Here is a 20387-nt window from a genome sequence, read left to right as displayed (position 1 = left end):
TGTAGTGGAAACCGAAGTCACAAAGATCGCTCCTGAGCAGTTGCTTTTAGATCCGAATAACTATCGATTCCTCGATATCCCCGGATATAGAAAAGTCGCTAAGCGCGAACGTTACGGCGAAGATGGCGTTCAAGCTAAGGCGTTGGACCTTCTTACGTCCCATCAAGGCTTCGACCTCGAGTCGTTGAGAGATTCGATCGCGAGCAATGGCTTCGTCCCATTAGACCAATTGGTAGTCGAAGAGTTCGATGAACAGGACGACCGGAAGCGCTATTTAGTCATTGAAGGGAATCGTCGCGCCGCAGCGGTCAAAACACTTCTCCGGGATCAAGAGGATGGTTCCGTCGATCTTTCCGACGAAGTGAAGAGCTCATTAGGTGCTCTCCCAGTTATAATCGTGAGTGGTGAGAAGAAGGAAAAGGACAATTTTCACAAGACCCTCATGGCAATTCGTCATGTTTCTGGGATTCGTGAATGGGGCGCGTACCAGCAAGCAAAGCTTGTGGTGGAGATGTACGAAGATGAGGCGGAGAGCTTTTCCCAAGTTGCAAAGCAAATTGGGATAAGTCCTCAAGAGGTTGGAAGGCGCTATCGGGCATCTAAGGCGCTCAACCAGATGGAGAGCGACGATGAATTCGGCGTTCATGCCAGCCCAAAACTTTATAGTTTTTTTCATGAAACGGTCTCGTCACCACAGCTCCGCGAATGGCTCGATTTCTCAAATGATACATACACGGCCCAGAATGATGAGAGTCGAACCTTATTCTATCAGCTCTTGAGCCCGTCTGAGGTGGATGGTGAAAAGTACGACCCGAAACTTCAAAATGCCAATCGCCAGATTCGACAGCTAAAGCAGATAGTCGAAAGCGATGCCGCACTCGCGCTCTTGTCTGATCCAGAGAAATCGTTTGATGAGGCTGTGAAGGTTTCGGACGATGAGGCTGAGACAGATCAATCTGGTGCCACAGAGTATGCTCTCAAACAGGCCCTCAAAGGGCTTCGTAAGCCGGGAATTGATGCTTGGAATGACCCGACCGACCGAACGAAAGAACTCTGGGCAGAATTAAGAGCCGTCTTCGATGCAATCGACAAGGTTCTTGAGGACGATGAGTGAAGAACGCGAGTATCGTCGATGCGCTTGAGGCGCTCATTGGCATTGAAGGTGAAGCTCAAAACTTAATTGACGCGGTAACTGCTGCGCTTTGCCAACATGGATACGACGAAATTGACGCGGTCGATGTAGCCTCCGCGCGTCGATCGGCAATCGTAAAGATAATCGACGAACGGCAACGAACCGCCGAATCCGAGGGGCTGGTTCACACGATAGAAGTCGTGGGGGCCTTTCGATCTGAGGTCGGCGGCGCCGGTAGGCCTCAGGTCGGTGACGATGATAAGCTTTCTTTAGCGAAGCAGGGCCGACGCCAAGTTGCTGCGATCTTGGCCAGCATGAGGGCGCTTAATCCTGATGAATTTGAATCATTCGGAGCCGCATTGATACGGTCCCTCGGCGCATCAGTGTCAGAGCCTGTCTTCAAAAGTAGTTGGGAGATATCAGCTGGTTGCGCTTGACGCGCTGGTGCATCGCTGATTCCGGGGTTTCGCCAGAAACGACCGAGGAATAAGCGATGTGGACCGATACCTCCCGGCAGCAGCATAGCCGCCCGGGTCTACGTTATCCAAGCGATTTGCGCGATGCCGAGTGGGCCTTGATCGAGCCTCTGTTGCCGCCCGCGAAACCTGGCGGCAGGCCGCGCTGCGCCGACCTGCGCGAGGTGATGAACGCGATCCTCTATCTGGCAACAAGCGGTTGCCAATGGCGGATGCTGCCCAAGGATTTCCCTCCGCTCTCGACGGTTCAACGCTATTTCTATGCCTGGCGCGACAGCGGCCTATGGCAGACGATCAATCACCTGCTGGTGATGGCTGCGCGCCAGATCGAAGGGCGCGAGGCCAGCCCCAGCGCCGGGGTGATCGATAGCCAGAGCGTCAAGACCACCGAGAGTGGCGGCCCACGGGGCTACGATGCGGGCAAGAAGATCATGGGACGCAAGCGTCACATCATCACCGATACGCTCGGACTGATGTTGTTCGTCACCATCCACGCTGCCAGCATTCAGGATCGCGACGGGGCGGTCGATCTCATCAAGGCAATCCGCTACCGCTTCCCGTGGCTGCGCCACCTCTTCGCCGATGGGGGCTACGCAGGCGACAAGCTCATCGGCGCGCTTCAAGGGCATGGGCAATGGACGCTCGAGATCGTGCGCCGCTGCGACACCGCCAGGGGCTTTGTTCTGCTCCCGCGCCGCTGGGTGGTCGAGCGCACCTTCGCCTGGCTCGGCAGATGTCGACGGCTCGCAAAGGACTGGGAAAGAACTATCGAAAGTTCCACCGCATGGACTACCATCGCCCACATCCGCCGCCTCACCCGCCTCATCGCAAGCCACTGCCAGATCGCATAAACTTCTGAGTCAGGCTCTCAGAAAAAACTCGGCAGACTGGTGATCAAGGGATAGATTTCGTCGGAACGACGCGATTGGGCGATTTGCTCGCGCATCCAAAAAAGATTTTTAGGCTCGCCCATGACATGCAAATCGACTTTATCGGCCAAGCGAAGCACTATCCTAACAGGCCACTCAGTCCTTCTACAGTGAGGGAGCTTGTTGGTAGTCTAGAGTTAGCTCGATCGCGCCACTTTTCGGACAAGAATTTTCAGTTACTTGAAGATCTCTCCCTGAAGTCTTTCAGTCCAGTGTTCGCTCTACTAATAACCACTGGTACAGTGACTGCGGGGGCCCGCGCTGTCGCAGAAAAATCAGGGATAATAATTCGATCTGGGGAGCAGATTGCGACATACTTAGCTGATTTGGGAGTGGGTATAGTTCAAGAAACAGGCGATTTTTCTGACGAGGTATTTGAGGATTGGATGGCTGGATCCAGCCATTGATAAGCGGGTCGTACTCTAACGATCTCTCTGTCCTGCACCCCTCTTCCCCACTAGCCTCTCCGGTCCCGGCTCCCACGAACCCGAGAGGCACCCCATGTCCAAAACCTCCCCGCGGCATCCCGACCTCGCGGCCAGCCCCACGCTGACCGAGCGGGAGGCGTTCGATGCGTGGCAAGCCCATGTCGATGCAGGCCGCATCGGGACGCGCGCTGCGCCCGATCCTGCGCGGCTGCTTCATCATATGCGGAATGAGGAGGTGCTGCTGGGCAGGCGCTAGTTTGTTTTGCCTCAAGCGCCGGCGGGCCCATCCGGGCCCTTAGGCCATCCTCGCTGTCGCTCCCTCCGGTCGCTCGGCTGCGGTCGCGCGGTCGCGCTTGCCTCGGCTGCGCCTCGGAGGCTCGGTGACGGTGCATGTGCGCGAGGGGTTGCGGGGGCGGTAGGGGCTTTCGCGCTCCACTTTCTCTTCGTCGGCCCGGACCTGCCTGCCCCCGGCTAGGCGGGGGATCCGGGCCAAGGCTTTCTTTCTTCCTCGCTGGGTGGGTGTGCTCAACGGGCGCGTTGGGGCGGTCTGTGTGCGTTTGAACAGGCGCGGTGAAGAAGAAGCACCGACCCCGGATCAAGTCCGGGGTGACTAGGCGGGGGCGGGCTGACGATTGGGGGACGGGTCGACAATAGGGGCGAGGGAGGGCTGCCACGCCGCCCGAACCCCGCGCTCCCTCGCAAAATCCTGTCCTACACGCGCCTTCGCCTATAGATGGTCCGGTCCGTCTCACCCCGCGCGCGCCGTCTGGGCCGCGCCAGCTTACGGACCGATGCCCATGACCGACCTCGCCGATACCGCCGATACGCCCGAAACCCGCCTCGCGCTCGCTGCGCAAGAGCCGCAGGAGCGCAGCTCGCCACCTGTCGTGCCCGAACAGTTCAGTCGCGAGCAGCAGGCCGATTTCCTCGATGCGCTGGCGCAGGGCGGCAATGTCCGCGCGGCGTGCGGGGCGGCGGGTGTCTCGCGCTCGACCGCGTACCGGATGCGGCGGGCGTGCGGCCGGTTCGAGCGGCTGTGGGATGCCGCGTTGCTGGTCGCCCGCACGCAGGTCGAAGCGGTGCTGGCGGACCGCGCGCTCAACGGGGTGGAGGAGACGATCTTCTACCACGGGGAGGCGGTGGCGACGCGGCGCCGCTACGACGCGCGGCTGCTGCTCGCGCATCTCGCGCGGCTCGACCGGCTGACGCAGAACCCGGCGACCCATCATGCCGCGATCGGGTTCGATACCGCGCTCGACGAGCTGCTCGATGCGCCCGAAATGGTCCAGCACTATGCCGATGAGGAAGGCGATCGGGCGGCCTGATGCGCGCGGGCGGGGAGGGGTGCGTTTCTAACCCCTGGACTGTGTGTCAGGTGTGTCAGGCCCGGCGCGCAACGTGCCTCAGATGAACAGCCAGGGGGAGAGGGCGGCCAGCACCACGAAGTGCAGGTTGAGCACCACCAGCACCGCGATCGCCCAGCGGCGCGAGCGGATGAAGGGCATGGCGAGGATGGCGACCGAGCCGACGTTGTTGGTCCAGTCGACCGTGCTGACGATCCATGCGGGCGCGGTGGCCGGCTCCAGCGGAGGCTCGAACAGCGCGCGGCCGAAATCGGCGAGCAGCGCGACCGCGATCACGCCGAACCAGATGAAGCGGCGGTGGGCCATGTAATAGGCGTCGAAATCGGGCCACGCCTCGGGCTCGTCCGGCCACAGCGCGGCGCTGATCAGGTAGTACCAGCCGATCACGCCGAGCACGCAGATGAGGCTGAGGAAATTGAGCGGGACGTTGCCCTGCACGTCGAACATGAACAGCCAGAAGGTCGCCTGGTGGAACAGCACCACCGCGGCGGAAAGCGGGACCAGCCAGCCGATGCGGACCTGCTGGACCACGCCGTCGCCGCCCTGGTCGCCATATGCCAGCCGGTTGTGGCGGATGCGGCTGCGCAGCTTGTAGGTGCGGGCATAGCCGGCCAGCACCTCCGCCATGGTCAGGCCCAGCAGCAGGGTGAACAGTTCGAATGTGATGTCGAATTCGCTCATACCGCCGCCCCCCAGCTGCCGGGCAAAGTCTAGCCCCGGTGGCTGGGGGTGGCCAGCGGTTTGCGCGGTGTGCGGAGATGTCGCTGGTCGATGAGCTGATGTCGTTGGCAGAGAACGACTTGCCTTTTGCGCGAAGGCCAATCGCGCGCCTTGCACAACCCCGCGGCGCCGGATAGCTATCGTGCGATCCGAAACGGCAATTGGGGGATTGCTACCATGGCGACAGCCAGCGCGCGGAAAGCTGCGGCGAATGCGGAATACAGCGTGAAGCCGCTGTTCGCGGAGCCGGTCTTCGTGACCAACATCGCGGATGCGATCTCGCCCAAGCAGGTCGAGTTCATCCAGTCGATCACCATGGTCGAGAACCAGATGAACCACATTTCCGAGGATCTCTACCTGTTCGACCGGCGCGAGCTCAAAAGCATCAAGCAGGCGGTCCACGCAGCGCTCGAGACCTATGCGAATGATGTGATGGGCGTGAGCAGCCGGCTGGAGGTGACGCAGAGCTGGGCGCTGATGAACCCGCCGGGGGTGGGCATGCACGCGCACACGCATTCCAACTCGCTGGTCTCGGGATCGCTGTATTACGCGCCGATGCCCGATCCCCCGGGCAACATGATCTTCGAGCGGACCACCGGCTACCGCCAGATCGAGCTTGGGGTCGAGAGTGGGCGGACCAACATCTACAATGCGCCGCGCAATGCCGTGGTGCCAAAGCAGGGCGATCTGGTGCTGTTCTCCAGCTCGATCCTCCATTTCGTGGAGGAGAACAGGTCGAACCAGAACCGCTATTCGATCGCGTTCAACACCTTCCCGCGCGGCACGATCGGCGCCTTTCGCGATGTCAGCGAGCTGAAGCTGTAGCGTGAGTTGACCGGCCAGTTTGCTTGGACTGAAATTGCGAGGAGGCTCGCGGCAAGCGCTAGTCGATCAGCGCGAGCTCCACGGTGCCGTGGCCGCGCTGGATCAGGCCGAGCTCGACCGCCGCAGCGCGCGAGACGTCGATCTCGCGCCCATGCGCATAGGGCCCGCGGTCATTGATGCGCACCACCACGCTCTTGCCGGTGCGCGGGTTGGTGACGCGCACCCTGGTGCCGAAGGGAAGTGTCTTATGCGCGGCGGTGAGAGCGTTCATATCGAAACGCTCGCCACTGGCGGTGGGGCGACCGTTGAAGCGCGCGCCGTAATAGGAAGCGACGCCGCTGCGCCAGACCGCCGGTTCGGCTTCGATCGGCGGATCGATCTGGTCGAGGTCGACCGCACGCGCGCTTGCTTCGGGCATCGGCGGCTCGACATCGAAGCGTGCGAAGCTGGCGTCGAACGCGTCGACAGCGGGCACACGCTCGTCGGTCAGCGAGACCGGGCGTGCTTCTGCCGAGAGGTCGGCGACCAGCGGCTGCTGGCCCGGCGCGTCCTGCGCTCCGGCGCCTGCGAGCGGCAGAGCGAGCACGGCAAGCGCGAGCGTGGGGAGCGCAGCGCGGCGAAGGGTCTTTTTGTTCCCGTCCATGGCGGGGCAAGTTAGGCCCACTTCCCCAAGAAGGAATACGCTTGGAGGCGGCTCGCCGCGCTTTCGCCACATTTGAACGGAAAGCTTCGGACCTTTCGTGCACCTTGCCGGTTATTGCGCGAATTCCCTAATTTCCGCTGCGCTGGTCGCGTTTTGCCAGCAATTTCAACCGCAAGGCGTTGAGCGAAATGAACCCTTGCGCATCGCGCTGGTCGTATGCGCCGGCGTCATCCTCGAACGTGACGTGCGCTTCGGAATAGAGGCTGTGCGGACTGCGGCGACCGACGACCGAGGCATTGCCCTTGTACAGCTTGAGACGCACGTCGCCGGAAACGCGTTCCTGGCTGTGGTCGATCGCCGCCTGCAGCATCTCGCGCTCGGGGCTGAACCAGAAGCCATTGTAGATCAGCTCTGCGTATTTCGGCATCAGCTCGTCCTTGAGATGCGCCGCCCCGCGATCGAGCGTGATCTGTTCGATCCCGCGATGCGCGCGGGCGTAAATCTCGCCGCCCGGCGTCTCGTACATCCCGCGGCTTTTCATGCCGACGAAGCGGTTCTCGACCAGATCGAGCCGCCCGATGCCGTGCTTGCGGCCCAGATCGTTGAGCGCGGCGAGCAGCGTGGCCGGGCTCATCGCCTCGCCATTGAGCGCGACGCCGTCGCCCTTCTCGAACGAAAGCGTGATATACTCCGGGGTGTCCGGCGCATCCTCGGGATTGTCGGTGCGCGAATAGACGTAGTCGGGCGTTTCCTCCCACGGGTCTTCCAGCACCTTGCCTTCGGACGAGGTGTGGAGGAGGTTCGCGTCGGTCGAGAACGGGCTTTCGCCGCGCTTGTCCTTTGGCACCTCGATCTGGTGCGATTCGGCCCACGCGATCAGCGCGGTACGGCTGGTCAGGTCCCATTCGCGCCACGGGGCGATGACGGTCACGTCGGGGTCGAGCGCATAGGCGCTCAGTTCGAAGCGAACCTGGTCGTTACCCTTGCCGGTCGCACCGTGCGCAATCGCGCCCGCGCCGGTCTCGCGCGCGATTTCCACCAGCCGCTTTGAAATCAGCGGGCGGGCGATGCTGGTGCCGAGCAGGTAGTCACCTTCGTAACGGGCATTGGCGCGCATCATCGGGAACACGAAGTCGCGCACGAATTCCTCGCGCAGATCTTCGATGAAAATGTGCTTGTCGGGAATGCCCATCGCCTGCGCCTTGCGGCGGGCAGGCTCCAGCTCCTCGCCCTGGCCAAGATCGGCGGTGAAGGTGACGACCTCCAGCCCGCGCTCGACTTCGAGCCACTTGGCGATGACGGAAGTGTCGAGGCCGCCCGAATAGGCGAGGACGACGCGGTTATTGGTGCTGGCGTTGTTGCTCATGGCGCGCGGCTAGCAGCGACCGGGGAACCGCGCAACGCGGATTGCGGCCAGCAACAGGCACAGTTCAGCGCAACTGGCTGTCCTTGCTGCCGCGACGGTTGATGCCACTGCTGCGCACGGAAGCATCAAGGCCGGACTGGCATTGCACGCACCGCTTCACTCCGGGCAGCGCGGCGCGGCGCTTTTCGGGAATCTCTTCCCCGCACTCGACGCACCACTGCTCGCTCTCGCCGGTCGGCATCCGCGATCGCGCCGCGCTGACCGCGTCGGATACGGTATCGTCGATCTGGTCCTGAACCGCGCCATCGCGCGCCCATCCACCTGCCATGTGCCTGCTCCTGCAAACGTCCAGAACCCAATCTGGGGTTGGAAGCCTCCGAAATCAATCGCTTGGCCGGATCGGGATGCGGCGGGTCACCCTTTGGCGAGCAGATCCTTCTCCGCCTGCGCCATGTAATCGCGGGAGAAGGGCAGGGCATGGCGGTGGCGTGCAAATTGCAGCTGGTAGTTGCACATGGTCCCGCTTTCGAACGCGGCGGTGGCTCCTGCCAGATAGAAGGTCCACATGCGGTAGAACCTCTCGTCGTACATCTCCACGATCCGGTCCCGATTGGCTTCGCACTTGGCGTACCAGGCGCGCAGCGTGTGCGCATAGTGCAGCCGCCAGGTCTCGACATCGGTGGCGATCAGGCGGCTCTTCTCGCTCGCGGCGACGGTTTCGCTCAGCGCGGGGATATAGCCGCCGGGGAAGATATACTTGCGGGTGAAGGCATCGGTCGATCCCGGTCCGCCCATGCGGCCGATCGTGTGGACCAGCATCACTCCGTCTGTGTCGAGCAGCTTGCCGGTGCAGCGGAAGAAGGTTTCGAACTGCTGCTGCCCGACATGTTCGAACATGCCGACCGAGACGATCCGATCGTACTTGTGGCCCTGATCTGCGTGGTCGCGGTAATCGACCAGTTCGATGCTGACCTTGTCTTCCACGCCCGCCGCCGCAGCACGCTCGCGCGCCAGCGCGGCCTGTTCCCTGGACAGGGTGATCCCGGTAACGTGCACCCCGGCGCGCTGCGCGAGGAAGATCGCCATGCCGCCCCAGCCGCACCCGATATCGAGCACCCGCTGTCCCGGCTCCAGCGCCAGCTTGGCCGCGATATGGGCAAGCTTCGCCTCCTGCGCCTCGCCCAGCGTCATGCCCTCGCGCGGCCAGTAGCCGCAGCTGTACTGCATGTGCTCGGGATCGAGCATCAGCCGGTAGAGCGCGTTGCCGATATCGTAGTGATGCGCGACGTTCGCGCGGCTGCGGACCGCGTTGTTGAGCTGTTCGCCATGGAAGGCGATCCGGTTGCCGAGTTTCCTGAGCGGGCTGGGACGGTTGTAGCTCGCCCCTGCCTCCCACGGGGCATTGCGCGCGAACAGATCGACCAAGCCCATCACATCGCCGCGCTCGATCACCAGCCGCCCGTCCATGAAGGCTTCTGCCGCGCCCAGCGCGGGATCGAGCAGGATGCTGCGCGCGACGCCCGAATCGGTCAGCCGGATCGCGATATCGAGGGAGTTGGAGCCGGGCGCGCCGAACTGCGCCCGGCTACCGTCTGCGAAGACCACTTCCAGCGCGCCGGACTTGATGTGCCCGTCGAGGAAGCGGCAGAACAGGAGGTTAGCGGGGCCGCGCGGGCGGCCGCTCCCGGTCGGTTTGGATGTCGTTTGATCGAGCAGTTTGCCAGTCCTTCTTGCGGGGCTCTGTGGGCACGCCTCGGCTATGCGCCTAGTCCGACTTGCGGGCAAGCATACGGTCCAGCAAGGGCGGCTTCGCGGTCTTGGGCGGCAGGCGGCCTGAAAGTTCGAACAGCACGTTGCCCAGCTGCACCGCCTGATCCTTGTTCAGAACCATGCGCGACACCAGCACATCGTCTGCGTTCTGCGGCATGTTGGTGACGGTTTCCAGACGCAGGACCATGCTGGCCCCGTAATCCTCGGCCGTCCAACCGACCAGCACGCGCACTTCCTCGTCACTCCAGACGTTCGCCATGTTCGGTAGGCCCTGTTCGGTAAAGAGGGCTCGACTCTATCCAGCGGGCTTTGCGCCCGCAAGGCGGTCACATCCCGGCGTACCATTGATAGCCACCGTAATCTTCCCAGTAACCGCCCTTGCCGAGGCCGATCGCATCGAGGCTCGCGACCAGTTCGATGCCGGTGAGATATTTCGCGTGCTTGTACCCCAGCTGACGCTCCACCCGCGCGCGCAGGGGCGCGCCGTTCTTGACCGGCAATGGCTCGCCATTGAGGCGATGCGCAATAATCGTCTGCGGGTGGTAGGCATCGTCCATATCGATGCTCTCGTAATAGCGGCCGCGCGTGTAATCGTCGGCACAGCGGAACACGACGTAGTTCGCGCCCTCGCGCACCCGCGCCAGTTCGAGGAAGGTCGACAGCTGCGGGCCGGTCCACTGGCCGATCGCGCTCCACCCTTCGACGCAATCGTGCCGGGTGATCTGGGTGCGCTGGGGCAGCGTCATGATCTGGTCAAGCGTGAAGGACAGCGGCCGTTCGACCAGGCCGGTGACGGTAAAGCGCCAGTCGGCAAAGCCATTGGCGACATGCTCGGGATAGCCATCGTTCTGCGGGTCGGTCGACCCGTTGCCGCGGAAGGTGGGCGAGATGTCCTCCGGCGCGTATTCGGGGGCGAGGGCGTCGCGTGCGCGTAGCGCGCGTTGCAGGCCCATCTGCCAGTCGTCGACGGTTTCGAAAAAGCGCGTGCCCGCCTCGCTATCACTTATCTTGGTGCACGCGCCAAGCATCAGCGCGCCCGAGCCGAGCAGGACGGAGCGGCGTTTCATCGTGAAGCTCATGCGCTCTCTCCCTCGGATTTAGCTGGGCGGGCGAAGGGCGGGTTGGTCGGCTGGTGGTCGCCGCCAAGGATCATCGCGCGCAGTTGCCCGACCGGGCCGCTGAGCAGCACGAGCACCACGTGGACCACGAAGAATCCGAAGATGCCCCATGCGCACAGGAAATGGAGCGAGCGCGCGCTCTGACGTCCGCCGAAGATGTCGACCAGCCACCACAGGCTCGGCTCCATACCCGGACTGATAGCCAGCCCGGTCAGAAGCATGCCCGGCAGCAGCACGCCGAACACGGCCCCATAGGCGATCTTCTGGAGGAAGTTGTACTTCCCCTCTCCATGGGTGAAGTCGAACCGCAGGTGCTTGGCAATGTCCGCCCTGATCGCAGACCAGCGCCATTCGCGCCGCGTAGTCTTGATGTCACGGCGGAAATGCCCGTTCCACAGCATCGCGATCCACATGCCCAGCAGGCCGAAGGCGAAGGGGAAGGCCATCAGCAGATGCCAGTCGCGCGCCTTGGCGAGGCTGTAGTAATCGGGAATGGTCATCCAGCCGGGAAAGCGGGGCACCGCCAGCCAGGCCTGCGTGGGCGAGAAGCCCCAGTCGCCCCAATAGAGGTAGGGGTGGGCGTTGGAGATGTTCAGCCCGCTCATGAACAGCACCACGATCGCGATCAGGTTGATCCAGTGCCAGATGCGGGTCGAGACGAAGTGCCTCATCGCGCGCCCTCCCGTTCCAGATAGATCACGTCGCGCGGCTGGCTGAGCAGGTGCTGGCCGTTATCGACGAACAGCGTCTCTCCGCTCGCCAGATCGCCGCCTGCCAGCATGACTGCAGCCTGCGCGACATCCTGCGCGGTGGTGCGGCGGCGGCGCAGATTGAGCAGATGGGATCGCTCGGCCTCCTCCTCGCTCTGGTCGTGGCTCGCAAGGATTGCACCGGGGGCGAGGCCGTACACCCGGTCCTCGCGCCGCGTCGCACCCATCGCGAGCATTCGGATCGTCGCGTCGAGAGCATGCTTGCTCATCGTGTAGCTGAAGAAATCGGGGTTCGGATTGGCAAGTTTCTGGTCGGTCACCTGAATGACGTGGCGACCGGATGATGCGCGGGCGTGCGCAAGATAGCTCTGCGCAAGCATCGCAGGCGCGCGCGCGTTGGTCCGCATCGCCCGGTCGTGGATCGCCGGGTCGAGTGCAGTCACGCTGTCCTGTTCGAAAATCGCAGCGGAGTTGATCAGCGCGCGCCAGTCTTCCAGCCGTGCCGAGAGGTGCTGCGCCAGCGCATTGGCCGCGCCGTCCTGCGCGAAATCCGCCTGTGCGATCTCGGCGGAGGGAAGCTCGCCAGCAAGCGCTTCGGCTTCCTCGCGCGAGGATCGGTAATGAATGACCACGTGCCAGCCAGCCTCGGCGAAGGCGCGCGAGAAGGCCGCGCCCAGTCGCTGCGCGCCCCCGGTAATCAGCACGCTCGGCCTGCTCATACTCCCCTCCTTTTAGGCCGACCCATATCGGTTTGGGCGCATATTACAAAGGGCCGCACACCGGCGTGGTGTGCGGCCCCAGCATTTTGGGCGATGATCGCCTCAGCGGCAGCGCAGATCGCCGCGGTCGATTTCGCGGCCGAGCAGGCCGCCGCCGATCGCTCCGATAATCGCGCCAAGCGTCGAATCGGCGGCGATCTGCGACCCGGCGAGCGCACCCACGCCCGCGCCGATCACCAGACCGGTCGACCCGTCGCTGCGGCGGCAGCGGTAGCGGCCGTCCTGCCCGCGCCAGACGCGGTCACCGCGATCGAGACGCCGTTCGTGGCGCGCCTCGCGCCGCGCATCGCGGTAGCCGCGCCGGTACTCGCGCCGATCGCGATAGTCGCGGCGCTGATACTGGTGCGCGCTGGCGGGCGTGGCGGAGAAGGGCGAGGCCGCAATGGTGCTGGTGCGGCTCTCGACGGGAAGCTCTGCGGCCAGCGCGGGGGCAGCTGGCAGGGCGAGGGCTGAAGCGGCGATTGCCATCATGGGGATCTTCATCGGGTCACTCCTTCGAATTGTTCTGTCCCAACCAATTCCGAAGCAGCGCCCCGGCTCCCCAACCTCAGATGAACGATGCGTTGGCTTGGCGATTTGCGGACGAGCCGTGCGAAGTCCGCGATAAATTAACCATGCTCGGTGCGCCGAACCGACTTCCCGTCAGTCGATCTTGCGGACGGTCAGCGCGTACCAGTCGCGCTGGGTGCCGTCGCAAGCCTTGCCGCGATAGCGTTCGGCCTCCTCGACCGCGAAACCTGCGTGGGCATAGGTCTGCTCGAGCCACGCAGGGCTGGGGAGGTTGGTCCACCGGCCCAGCAAATCGCGACCCTCGTCCGGGTGGGCATCGTCGCCCAGCTTGAAGTTGGCGAAATGCCACCCTGCGGGCTTCAGCGCGCGGTGAATGCGTCCGAGGATGTCGGGCAGTGCACCGCGTGGCGCGTGCAGCAGGGATGCATGGGCCCACACGGCATCATAGCTCTGGCAAGCGTCAAGCTCATCGAACCGCATGACGCGCGCGCCGATGTCGAAGCGTTCCCGCGCCTTGCGTGCCATCGCCGCCGTCCCGTCTGTCGCGTCGACCCGGAACCCGCGCTTGTGCATGTGGGCCGCGTCCGCGCCGCAGCCACAGCCCAGTTCCAGCACCGATGCACCCGCCTCCAGAAGATTCAGGAAGGGGTCGAGGTGCCGGTGCCGGTCCTGCGCGGTGCTGGCGGTGTAGTGCGGCGCGGCCCGCGCGTAATAGTCGATCGTGGCCTGATCGAAGCTCATTCGCCTTTGAGATGCTCGGCGAGGAAGGCGAGCGTCGCGGGCCAGATTTCCTGCTGCGCGGCGAGCGTGGCTTCGTCGTAACGGAACTCGCCCTCGGTCCGCTGGACGCCGGTGCCAGACAGCGCGTGGCCTGCGCCCGGATAGATCATCGCGACCGTCTCCAGCCCGCCCGCCTCGGCACGTCGCTCGGCAATATTCTGCGCCATCCCGCCCGAATTCCAGGTGTTGTCGGCATCGCCGCCCGCGACCAGCACGGGCTCGTCGATTTCTTCCACGCGAATGCGCGCGGCGGGCACCCGGTCGGGATTGGCACGGCGTCCCGCATCCTGCGGGGTGCGCAGGCGGACGACCGCGCCGGGGATCGCGTATTTCGCGAATTCCTCTTCCATGCCGAGATAGGGCACGAAGGGAAGCGGTTCGCCCGCCCATGAGAAGCTGCTGACCTCACCCGGCTTAGCGCCCGGACCCCAGCCTTCCCAGATCACGTCGCTGGGCACGATCGCAACCACGGCGGCGAATCCGTCGATCCGGCTGGCCCCTGCAAGCACGAATTCCGCACCCTTTGATACGCCGTAAAGACCAATGGCATCGGCCTTCACGTCATCACGCGCGCGCAGCCAGTCGCGCGCGATCGCCAGCTTTTCGAGCGGAATGGAGTCGAACGCTTCGGGCAGGTCGGGCAGCTGTCGTGCAGGGGGAAGATAGCCGGGCGAGTAGTAGGGCAGGCCCAGCACGGCATAGCCCTGTTCGATGAAGCGTGGGGCCGAGCTGCGCGAGCCCATGTCGCCCCCTTCGCTCCCGCCGAGTACGATGATGACTGGGAAGGGGCCTTCGCCCTCCGGCGTGGCAAAATAGGCATAGGGCAGTTCTTCGCCGACCATGATTTCGGTCGGGGCGACCGGCGGGCCGGGATCGGCCGCGGCACTGGTGGAGAGCCCGAGGCCGAACGCGGCAAGAATTGTCAGAAATGAGCGCAAGCATAACCTCCCTTGGTGTGTTAGTGGAGCGTTACACCTCTAAGCGATTGTTTCAAGAGGCACAGAGTCGATCGCGTCGATCAGGTGGCCGGATGCTTGCGGCGAATGTCGTGGACCAGCCGGTCCGATACGCGGGGCAGGCTGGCCAGCTCTTCCAGCTCGCCGCGATCCGGCTTGCCGCCCGCATAGACGAGGTGAAAGGCGCGCCGCACGGTCCAGTCGGCTGCCCCTTGTTCTAACGGGTCCAGCGAGTCTCCCGCCTGGGCGAGGCCGGGCTCGATCACCCGAAAGAACATGCCGCAGCGCCCGCTTTGGACGATCGCCTTGACGATGCCCTTGCGGCCCAGATGACGTTCGATCGTGGCGCATGGCTGGCGCGGCTGGGAAACCTCGATGATCGCGGTGCCGAGGCGGAACCGGTCGCCGATGCAGACTGCGGTTTCGTCGACCTCGTGAACGAACAGGTTTTCGCCCATGCTGCCCGGCCCGGCCAGCGCGGATGGAGCGTCGAATTGCTGCTCAAGCCAAGCGTAGTGGTCGGCCGGGTAGAGATGGACAGCCATCGCCGGGAAACCGTGGTGCTTGCGGTCGACCTGCTCGTCGCCCGCCACACCGCGCGGCCCGATTTCTACCGGGCCGTCGAGTGGCGATTTGGCGATGGCACTGCGTTTATCGCCGGGGAGCAGGGCTGCGCGTCCGGCGCAGATCGCTTCGACGGTCAGGTTCACGCGGCGCTTTTTTCCTCGGCGGCTTCCGCCGCTTCGCGATCGCGCTGGGCGCGGCTCTTCTTCTCGGCCGCGGTCTTCAGCTGGCCACAGGCGGCGCCGATGTCACGCCCGCGCGGGGTGCGAACAGGCGCGCTGATCCCGCCTTCGAAGACGATGTCCGAAAAGGCGCGGATGCGTTCGGGGAGGGAGGTTTCGTAGTCGCTGCCGGGCCACGGGTTGAACGGGATCAGGTTCACCTTGGCAGGCAGATCATACTGCTTGAGCAGGCGGACAAGCTCGCGCGCATCCTCGTCGCTGTCGTTCTTGTCCTTGAGCATGATGTACTCGAAGGTGATCCGGCGCGCGTTGGAGGCGCCGGGATAGTCGGCGCAGGCCTGCAGCAGTTCCTCGATGCCGTACTTCTTGTTGAGCGGAACGATCTCGTCGCGGATGTCCTTGCGCACAGCGTGGAGCGAAACCGCGAGATTGACGCCGATCTCCTCGCCGCAGCGTTCCATCATCGGGACCACGCCGCTGGTCGAGAGCGTGATCCGGCGCTTCGACAGGGCGAGCCCGTCACCGTCCATAACCAGCTTCATCGCGTCGCGGACATTGTCGAAATTATACAGCGGCTCGCCCATGCCCATCAGCACGATGTTGGTCAGCAGGCGTCCGTCGGACGTATATTCGGCGCTGTCCTCGACTTCATCCAGCCCGGCCATCGAACCCTTGGGCCATTCGCCAAGGCTGTCGCGCGCGAGCATAACTTGGCCGACGATCTCGCCCGGCGTCAGGTTGCGCACCAGCCGCATGGTTCCGGTGTGGCAGAAGCGGCAGTTGAGCGTGCAGCCGACCTGGCTGGAGATGCACAGGGTTCCCCGATCCGCGTCGGGGATGAAGACCATCTCGAAATCGTTCCCGTCGGCGGTGCGCAGCACCCACTTGCGGGTTCCGTCGGTCGAGTGGTGCGCCTCGACCACCTCGGGCCGCCCAATCACGAAGCGTTCCGTCAGCCACGGGCGCATGGTCTTGGCGATGTCGGTCATCGCCTCGAACTCGGTCACACCGCGGTGATAGAGCCAGTGGAACACCTGCTTGGAGCGCAGCTTGGCGGCCTTGGCGTCGAGCCCGGCGGCCTCGAAAAGCTCGCGAATGCGCGCCTTGGGCAGGCCGATAAGGTCGACGCGCCCGTCTGCCCGAGGCGTAATATCGCGCGGGGTGGGCACCGGATCGAACGCTCCGGGGGTGGGCATGAGGTCTGTATTGGCCATGGGAGAGCCGCACATAATCGCTTCTGCGGCGAAATTCCAGCGGCGCACGTATATGCCGTCGTCCGGTTCCTGCCATTGATCGTGCGAAACCGTCAGCTGGGCGAACGAATGTTACCGGAATGCCACAGTTTCTTGTTGTGTGACATTCATGAAACTTCGCAGGCGAAGAACCATTTCCTTGCTGTGTGCCGCATCGCAGACGGCATGACAAAGAAGGAAGTATCTGAAATGAAAATCGCATTTGCTATTCTCGCCACGGGTTCCCTGGCTGCGCTCGCCTCTCCTGCCGCCGCGCAGGTGGATCCGGATTCGCCGTTCTCCGGCTTCCGTATCCAGGGCACGACCGGTTACGACCAGATCACCGCCGGCAGCAGCGTCGACGACGATGGCAACGACAATAACGACCAGTCGGCCGAAGGCGTGATCTACGGTGCCACGATCGGGTACGACGTCGATCTCGGCAACATCGTGATTGGTCCGGAAGCCGAACTGACCGGTTCGACCGCAGACACCGACTATGAGAACGGCGACTTCGAAGGCTTCGGCTTCGGCAATGTCTCCGCCGGTCGCGACGTCTATGTCGGCGCCCGCATCGGTGTGAAGGCCAACCCGAACATGATGTTTTACGCCAAGGGCGGTTACACCAACGCCAAGCTCAACGTGCGCAGCAATGACGGCACGACCGAGTTCGACACCGACTACGATCTCGACGGCTACCGCGTGGGTGGCGGCCTCGAATATGCGTTCGGGAAGAACATGTTCACCAACATCGAATACCGCTATTCGAACTACTCCGACGCGAATGTCGACTTTAACGGCACCCTGCCGGATACCGACCAGTTCGACGTCGACACCGACCGTCATCAGGTCACCGTCGGCCTGGGCGTGCGCTTCTAAGCGTATCGGTCGCTAGCAAACGGAAAGGGCGTGGCCTTCGCGGGCCGCGCCCTTTTTGCGTCGGCTGCTAGTCGCGTGCGCAGGCGATGGTTGCCGCGTCGATCGCGGTGGCGACGCCCGACAGGCTGTAGCGATCGGTGAAGCGGTTGCCGCCGCGATCGGTGGCGGACACGCTCATCCGGGTCCCCGACCGCATTGCGGCGACGATGGCCGCGTCCATCCGCTTGTCCTCAGCCCAGGCATCCGCCTCCCCGGCGGTCAGTCGATAGCTATCGCCGCCGACCCGCAGGGTGACCGAGGGATTGCTTGCCAGACGGCGCGACAGCCGCACATGCACCTGATTGCGGACCTTGCGGTTGGGCCAAGTGCCGATCGTCGCGTAAGGTTCGAACTCGCGCGCGCCCCGGCTGAGCTCCGCCTTGGAGATCGCATAGCAGCGCGGCAGGCGCGGATCGCGGAACGCGCCCCAGTCGTCGAACACGCCGAGCGAGGAGCGGGCCAGAGCGGGGCTCGCCAGCGTGGCCAGTGCCCCCAGCAGGATCGCGGTGCGCTTCACGCCGCTGCGCCCTTGCGTTCGGGATAGGAGATCTTGAGAACCTCCCATTCGCGCAGGCCCGTGGGGCCTTTGACCATCCGCAAATCGCCGACCTCTGCGCCGCGCAGCGCGCGTGCCATGGGCGAGCCCCAGCCGATCCGGCCCTCGCTCGCCTCCGCCTCGTCGTTGCCGACCAGGGTGAGCACTTTCTCGCGGTCGTCCTCGTCCACCAGGGTCACGGTCGCACCGAAGAAGACCCGGTCCCGGTTGGGCTGGTCGGCCGGGTCGATCACCCGGGCGGACTTCATCCGGCGGGCGAGGTGCGCCAGTTCGCGGTCGATCTCGCGCATCTTCTTGCGGCCATAGAGATAGTCGCCGTTTTCGGAGCGGTCGCCATTGCCCGCCGCCCAGCTGACGGTCTCCACGATTTCGGGCCGGGCGGTGCCCAGCAGGTGGTCGTAACGCGCCTTCATCGCGGAATAGCCCGCGGGAGTGATCGGATTGTCGCCTTTCATGCCCCCAGCCTAGCGCGGCTCAGCGCAGGAAGTCACCCGCCATTCTGGGCTTGCCGAACTGCGCGCGGTCGGGGTTGAGCTGCTCGTAAACGGCGGCATTCTCGATCACGCGCTGAACGTAGTTCTTGGTCTCGTAGATCGGGATTCGCTCGATCCAGGTGACCCAGTCGATCCCGCCATCGCGCGGGTCGCCATTGGCGCGCAGCCACTTGTTCACGTTGCCCGGGCCCGCATTATAGGCCGCGATGGCGAGCGGGTAGGACCCGCCATAATAGCTCATCATGCGGGCAAAATAGCCATCGCCCAGCTGCATGTTGTAGCTCGGCACGGCGATCAGGTTTTCGCGATCATAGCCAAGGCCCAGCTTGCCCGCCTGTTCGCGCGCGGTGCCCGGCATCAGCTGCATCAGGCCGCGCGCACCGGCGTGGCTGATCGCATTGGCGGCGAACTGGCTTTCCTGCCGCGCGATCGCGTGAACCATCGTCCAGTTCGCGCCACCCGGCGGGGTGACGGTGGGGAAGCCCTGGCTGACGAAGCCGCGATGGCCGTCTGCCGCAGCGGCTTCGGCGACGTTGACCGCCAGATCGCGGCGGCCCGTCTCGCGCGCCAGTTCGGCGACCAGCGCGTGTTCCTCGGGCGTATCGGCCTGATCCGAAATCGCCTGGTAGAACTGGATCCCGGTGCGCCACGGAGCGCCGCGGGCCACTTCGCGCACCGCTTTGGTCAGCGCCGCGTTCTCGAATTCGGCGCGCTGCTGCGCGGTGGGCAGGGCGACGCTGTCCCCGCCGAGCGGTGGGACTTCGCGGCCCAGCTTGGCGAGCGCCAGCTGGCCGTAGAAGCGGTCTGCATAGCGCGCGGCCATTTCGTAATAGCGGTTGGCTTCGCTGCGGTCGCCCGCACGTTCGGAGGCAAGGCCTGCCCAGTAGAACCCCTTGGAGCGGGTCTGCGGGGTCTGCGCCGCCGCGCCATAGCGGTAGAACAGCGGCGCCGCGCGGCCCGGCTGGCCGAGGTTCCAGTAGGCGTTGGTGCCGCCCAGCCACATCAGCGAGGTGTAGTCGTCGCGCAGGCGATAGGCTTCCTGGCTGATATCGGTGCCGGGCGCGAAAAGATCGTCGACCTTGGCGGCAATCTGCGCGGACGGGTCGGAGCCCGCACCGCGCGCAACGCGCAGCGCTTCGCCCACGAAATCCTCTGGGTCGAAGGCAGGGCGCTGGAACGAGGGACGGCTGGCGAGCAGCGTGATCGCTTGCGGCAGCTGGCGGTTTTCGCGGTAATACTTCGCCAGATTATAGACGTAGCCCGCATCCTGAGTGGCATCGGGGGGAACCGGCAGGCCCTGGCTTTCGGGCGAATAGCCCTGGATCAGCGCGAGCCGCGCCATGAACATGTCGCGCTTGGCGGGCGAGACACGGTTGATCTGCCGCTGAGAGGCTTCCAGCGCGCTCTGCCACAGCAGCGCGTCCATTCGCGCGTCGTCGTCTGCGGGCGAGAACTGGTTGCCGAAGATCGACAGCAGGTAGGGCTCGCTGGTCGCGCTCATGCTGCCGCCGCGCCATGCCTCGCGGGCAATGGCGGCGGCTTCGGGCCGCCCGACGGAGGACAGTGCGAGCGCGTAGCGCGCCTTGCCCGCATTGGTGAGCGGGGGCAGCGCGTCGAAATACGCAACCAGACTTTCCGGGCTGGCAACGCTTTCATCCAGCGCGTTTTCGGCCCGTACGCGCAGCCGGTCGGCCTGCGGGAAGTCGGGGTAGGCGAGCAGGAAGCTCGCATAATCGGTGAAGGGCAGGCTGTCCTGACCGATCAGATAGTCCCACCGCGCGACGACCTGCGCCATCTGCGACGGGGCGGACGCGATCAGGTCTGCGCGAGCACGATCCCAACTCGACGCATCCTGCGCGTAGGCGGGTGGGACGATCGAGGTGGTGGAAACTAGCGCAAGCGCCAAAAAGGGGAGTCTGGTCATGCTGGACATTA

General features: G+C 64.3%; 25 protein-coding genes. 7 read left to right on the top strand and 18 right to left on the bottom strand.

All coding sequences use genetic code 11. The features are described 5' to 3' along the window. Nucleotides 1–4: 4 nt before the first annotated feature. Genes VO57_014275 through VO57_014265 form a run of 3 tightly spaced genes read left to right on the top strand, consistent with a single transcriptional unit; the run spans nt 5 to nt 2459 of the window. Entirely contained in the window at nt 5–1114 is a 1110-nt protein-coding gene (locus VO57_014275; GenBank protein ID XBL69283.1) for a hypothetical protein, read from the top strand. Continuing rightward, a complete protein-coding gene (locus VO57_014270) occupies nt 1111–1569 on the top strand; it encodes a hypothetical protein (GenBank protein XBL69282.1) in 459 nt (152 codons plus the stop codon). The genes VO57_014275 and VO57_014270 overlap by 4 nt, the downstream gene beginning before the upstream one ends. Nucleotides 1570–1625: 56 nt before the next feature. Beyond that, entirely contained in the window at nt 1626–2459 is an 834-nt protein-coding gene (locus VO57_014265; GenBank protein ID XBL69281.1) for an IS5 family transposase, read from the top strand. A 17-nt stretch (nt 2460–2476) separates the two neighbouring features. Here the strand turns inward: VO57_014265 and VO57_014260 are convergent, their stop codons facing one another. Continuing rightward, on the bottom strand, nt 2477–2608 hold the full coding sequence (locus VO57_014260; protein ID XBL69280.1) for a hypothetical protein: 132 nt from the start codon (nt 2606–2608) through the stop codon (nt 2477–2479). 430 nt (nt 2609–3038) lie between these two features. Between VO57_014260 and VO57_014255 the strand changes: the two genes are divergently transcribed. Together VO57_014255 and VO57_014250 are read left to right on the top strand one after the other, a co-directional pair. Further along, nucleotides 3039–3221, top strand: coding sequence for a hypothetical protein (locus VO57_014255; GenBank protein XBL69279.1), 183 nt, complete (start codon nt 3039–3041; stop codon nt 3219–3221). Between the two features lie 541 nt (nt 3222–3762). Next, nucleotides 3763–4290, top strand: a complete 528-nt coding sequence (locus tag VO57_014250) for a hypothetical protein (GenBank protein ID XBL69278.1) — start codon at nt 3763–3765, stop codon at nt 4288–4290. A gap of 78 nt (nt 4291–4368) precedes the next feature. Here the strand turns inward: VO57_014250 and VO57_014245 are convergent, their stop codons facing one another. Beyond that, nucleotides 4369–5010, bottom strand: a complete 642-nt coding sequence (locus VO57_014245; GenBank protein ID XBL69277.1) for a hypothetical protein — start codon at nt 5008–5010, stop codon at nt 4369–4371. A gap of 216 nt (nt 5011–5226) precedes the next feature. Here VO57_014245 and VO57_014240 point away from each other — a divergent pair, with 216 nt between their 5' ends. Next, entirely contained in the window at nt 5227–5874 is a 648-nt protein-coding gene (locus tag VO57_014240; GenBank protein XBL69276.1) for a putative 2OG-Fe(II) oxygenase, read from the top strand. A 58-nt stretch (nt 5875–5932) separates the two neighbouring features. Here the strand turns inward: VO57_014240 and VO57_014235 are convergent, their stop codons facing one another. From VO57_014235 to rlmN, 13 genes are all read right to left on the bottom strand, one after another. Beyond that, nucleotides 5933–6517, bottom strand: coding sequence for a septal ring lytic transglycosylase RlpA family protein (locus VO57_014235; GenBank protein XBL69275.1), 585 nt, complete (start codon nt 6515–6517; stop codon nt 5933–5935). Between the two features lie 127 nt (nt 6518–6644). Further along, nucleotides 6645–7883: an argininosuccinate synthase gene (locus VO57_014230; GenBank protein ID XBL69274.1), complete on the bottom strand. Its 1239-nt coding sequence runs from the start codon at nt 7881–7883 to the stop codon at nt 6645–6647. 64 nt (nt 7884–7947) lie between these two features. After that, entirely contained in the window at nt 7948–8211 is a 264-nt protein-coding gene (locus VO57_014225; GenBank protein XBL69273.1) for a DksA/TraR family C4-type zinc finger protein, read from the bottom strand. An 86-nt stretch (nt 8212–8297) separates the two neighbouring features. After that, nucleotides 8298–9488, bottom strand: coding sequence for a cyclopropane-fatty-acyl-phospholipid synthase family protein (locus tag VO57_014220; GenBank protein XBL69272.1), 1191 nt, complete (start codon nt 9486–9488; stop codon nt 8298–8300). Nucleotides 9489–9648: 160 nt separating this feature from the next. Continuing rightward, entirely contained in the window at nt 9649–9912 is a 264-nt protein-coding gene (locus VO57_014215; protein ID XBL69271.1) for a hypothetical protein, read from the bottom strand. 67 nt (nt 9913–9979) lie between these two features. Further along, a complete protein-coding gene (locus VO57_014210) occupies nt 9980–10732 on the bottom strand; it encodes a molybdopterin-binding protein (GenBank protein XBL69270.1) in 753 nt (250 codons plus the stop codon). Then, nucleotides 10729–11442, bottom strand: coding sequence for a cytochrome b/b6 domain-containing protein (locus tag VO57_014205; protein XBL69269.1), 714 nt, complete (start codon nt 11440–11442; stop codon nt 10729–10731). The genes VO57_014210 and VO57_014205 overlap by 4 nt, the downstream gene beginning before the upstream one ends. Then, nucleotides 11439–12200, bottom strand: a complete 762-nt coding sequence (locus VO57_014200) for an SDR family oxidoreductase (GenBank protein XBL69268.1) — start codon at nt 12198–12200, stop codon at nt 11439–11441. The genes VO57_014205 and VO57_014200 overlap by 4 nt, the downstream gene beginning before the upstream one ends. 102 nt (nt 12201–12302) lie before the next feature. Then, nucleotides 12303–12743, bottom strand: coding sequence for a glycine zipper 2TM domain-containing protein (locus VO57_014195; GenBank protein XBL69267.1), 441 nt, complete (start codon nt 12741–12743; stop codon nt 12303–12305). Nucleotides 12744–12902: 159 nt separating this feature from the next. Beyond that, on the bottom strand, nt 12903–13511 hold the full coding sequence (locus tag VO57_014190) for a class I SAM-dependent methyltransferase (protein ID XBL69266.1): 609 nt from the start codon (nt 13509–13511) through the stop codon (nt 12903–12905). Next, a complete protein-coding gene (locus VO57_014185; protein XBL69265.1) occupies nt 13508–14488 on the bottom strand; it encodes an acyl-CoA thioester hydrolase/BAAT C-terminal domain-containing protein in 981 nt (326 codons plus the stop codon). Before VO57_014185 ends, VO57_014190 begins: the two co-directional genes overlap by 4 nt. Before the next feature lie 80 nt (nt 14489–14568). Beyond that, complete coding sequence (locus VO57_014180; protein ID XBL69264.1) at nt 14569–15216, bottom strand: MOSC domain-containing protein; 648 nt, start codon at nt 15214–15216, stop codon at nt 14569–14571. Beyond that, nucleotides 15213–16466, bottom strand: a complete 1254-nt coding sequence (rlmN, locus tag VO57_014175) for a 23S rRNA (adenine(2503)-C(2))-methyltransferase RlmN (GenBank protein ID XBL69263.1) — start codon at nt 16464–16466, stop codon at nt 15213–15215. Before rlmN ends, VO57_014180 begins: the two co-directional genes overlap by 4 nt. Before the next feature lie 228 nt (nt 16467–16694). Here rlmN and VO57_014170 point away from each other — a divergent pair, with 228 nt between their 5' ends. Then, nucleotides 16695–17363, top strand: coding sequence for an outer membrane beta-barrel protein (locus VO57_014170; protein ID XBL69262.1), 669 nt, complete (start codon nt 16695–16697; stop codon nt 17361–17363). Between the two features lie 67 nt (nt 17364–17430). Here VO57_014170 and VO57_014165 read toward each other — a convergent pair whose 3' ends face one another. The 3 genes from VO57_014165 to VO57_014155 are packed head-to-tail and all read right to left on the bottom strand — an operon-like array spanning nt 17431 to nt 20376. Further along, nucleotides 17431–17919, bottom strand: a complete 489-nt coding sequence (locus VO57_014165; protein XBL69261.1) for an invasion associated locus B family protein — start codon at nt 17917–17919, stop codon at nt 17431–17433. Beyond that, the gene (greB, locus tag VO57_014160; GenBank protein XBL69260.1) at nt 17916–18413 is read right to left on the bottom strand and encodes a transcription elongation factor GreB; all 498 of its coding nucleotides are present in this window, start codon (nt 18411–18413) and stop codon (nt 17916–17918) included. Before greB ends, VO57_014165 begins: the two co-directional genes overlap by 4 nt. Before the next feature lie 19 nt (nt 18414–18432). Further along, entirely contained in the window at nt 18433–20376 is a 1944-nt protein-coding gene (locus VO57_014155) for a lytic transglycosylase domain-containing protein (GenBank protein XBL69259.1), read from the bottom strand. Nucleotides 20377–20387: the final 11 nt, after the last annotated feature.

It is taken from the genome of Citromicrobium bathyomarinum (genome assembly GCA_001306305.2).
Lineage (GTDB): Bacteria > Pseudomonadota > Alphaproteobacteria > Sphingomonadales > Sphingomonadaceae > Alteriqipengyuania > Alteriqipengyuania bathyomarina.
This window is presented reverse-complemented; position numbering and strand designations above follow the sequence as displayed.

Bases quoted from the DNA above. Each gene is read 5' to 3' on its own strand.
- greB (XBL69260.1), bottom strand. From the start codon at position 18,413: ATGAAAGGCGACAATCCGATCACTCCCGCGGGCTATTCCGCGATGAAG.
- VO57_014240 (XBL69276.1), top strand. From the start codon at position 5,227: ATGGCGACAGCCAGCGCGCGGAAAGCTGCGGCGAATGCGGAATACAGC.
- VO57_014230 (XBL69274.1), bottom strand. From the start codon at position 7,883: ATGAGCAACAACGCCAGCACCAATAACCGCGTCGTCCTCGCCTATTCG.
- rlmN (XBL69263.1), bottom strand. From the start codon at position 16,466: ATGGCCAATACAGACCTCATGCCCACCCCCGGAGCGTTCGATCCGGTG.
- VO57_014155 (XBL69259.1), bottom strand. From the start codon at position 20,376: ATGACCAGACTCCCCTTTTTGGCGCTTGCGCTAGTTTCCACCACCTCG.
- VO57_014205 (XBL69269.1), bottom strand. From the start codon at position 11,442: ATGAGGCACTTCGTCTCGACCCGCATCTGGCACTGGATCAACCTGATC.
- VO57_014225 (XBL69273.1), bottom strand. From the start codon at position 8,211: ATGGCAGGTGGATGGGCGCGCGATGGCGCGGTTCAGGACCAGATCGAC.
- VO57_014210 (XBL69270.1), bottom strand. From the start codon at position 10,732: ATGAGCTTCACGATGAAACGCCGCTCCGTCCTGCTCGGCTCGGGCGCG.
- VO57_014245 (XBL69277.1), bottom strand. From the start codon at position 5,010: ATGAGCGAATTCGACATCACATTCGAACTGTTCACCCTGCTGCTGGGC.
- VO57_014250 (XBL69278.1), top strand. From the start codon at position 3,763: ATGACCGACCTCGCCGATACCGCCGATACGCCCGAAACCCGCCTCGCG.
- VO57_014190 (XBL69266.1), bottom strand. From the start codon at position 13,511: ATGAGCTTCGATCAGGCCACGATCGACTATTACGCGCGGGCCGCGCCG.
- VO57_014170 (XBL69262.1), top strand. From the start codon at position 16,695: ATGAAAATCGCATTTGCTATTCTCGCCACGGGTTCCCTGGCTGCGCTC.
- VO57_014265 (XBL69281.1), top strand. From the start codon at position 1,626: ATGTGGACCGATACCTCCCGGCAGCAGCATAGCCGCCCGGGTCTACGT.
- VO57_014200 (XBL69268.1), bottom strand. From the start codon at position 12,200: ATGAGCAGGCCGAGCGTGCTGATTACCGGGGGCGCGCAGCGACTGGGC.
- VO57_014235 (XBL69275.1), bottom strand. From the start codon at position 6,517: ATGGACGGGAACAAAAAGACCCTTCGCCGCGCTGCGCTCCCCACGCTC.
- VO57_014215 (XBL69271.1), bottom strand. From the start codon at position 9,912: ATGGCGAACGTCTGGAGTGACGAGGAAGTGCGCGTGCTGGTCGGTTGG.
- VO57_014255 (XBL69279.1), top strand. From the start codon at position 3,039: ATGTCCAAAACCTCCCCGCGGCATCCCGACCTCGCGGCCAGCCCCACG.
- VO57_014195 (XBL69267.1), bottom strand. From the start codon at position 12,743: ATGAAGATCCCCATGATGGCAATCGCCGCTTCAGCCCTCGCCCTGCCA.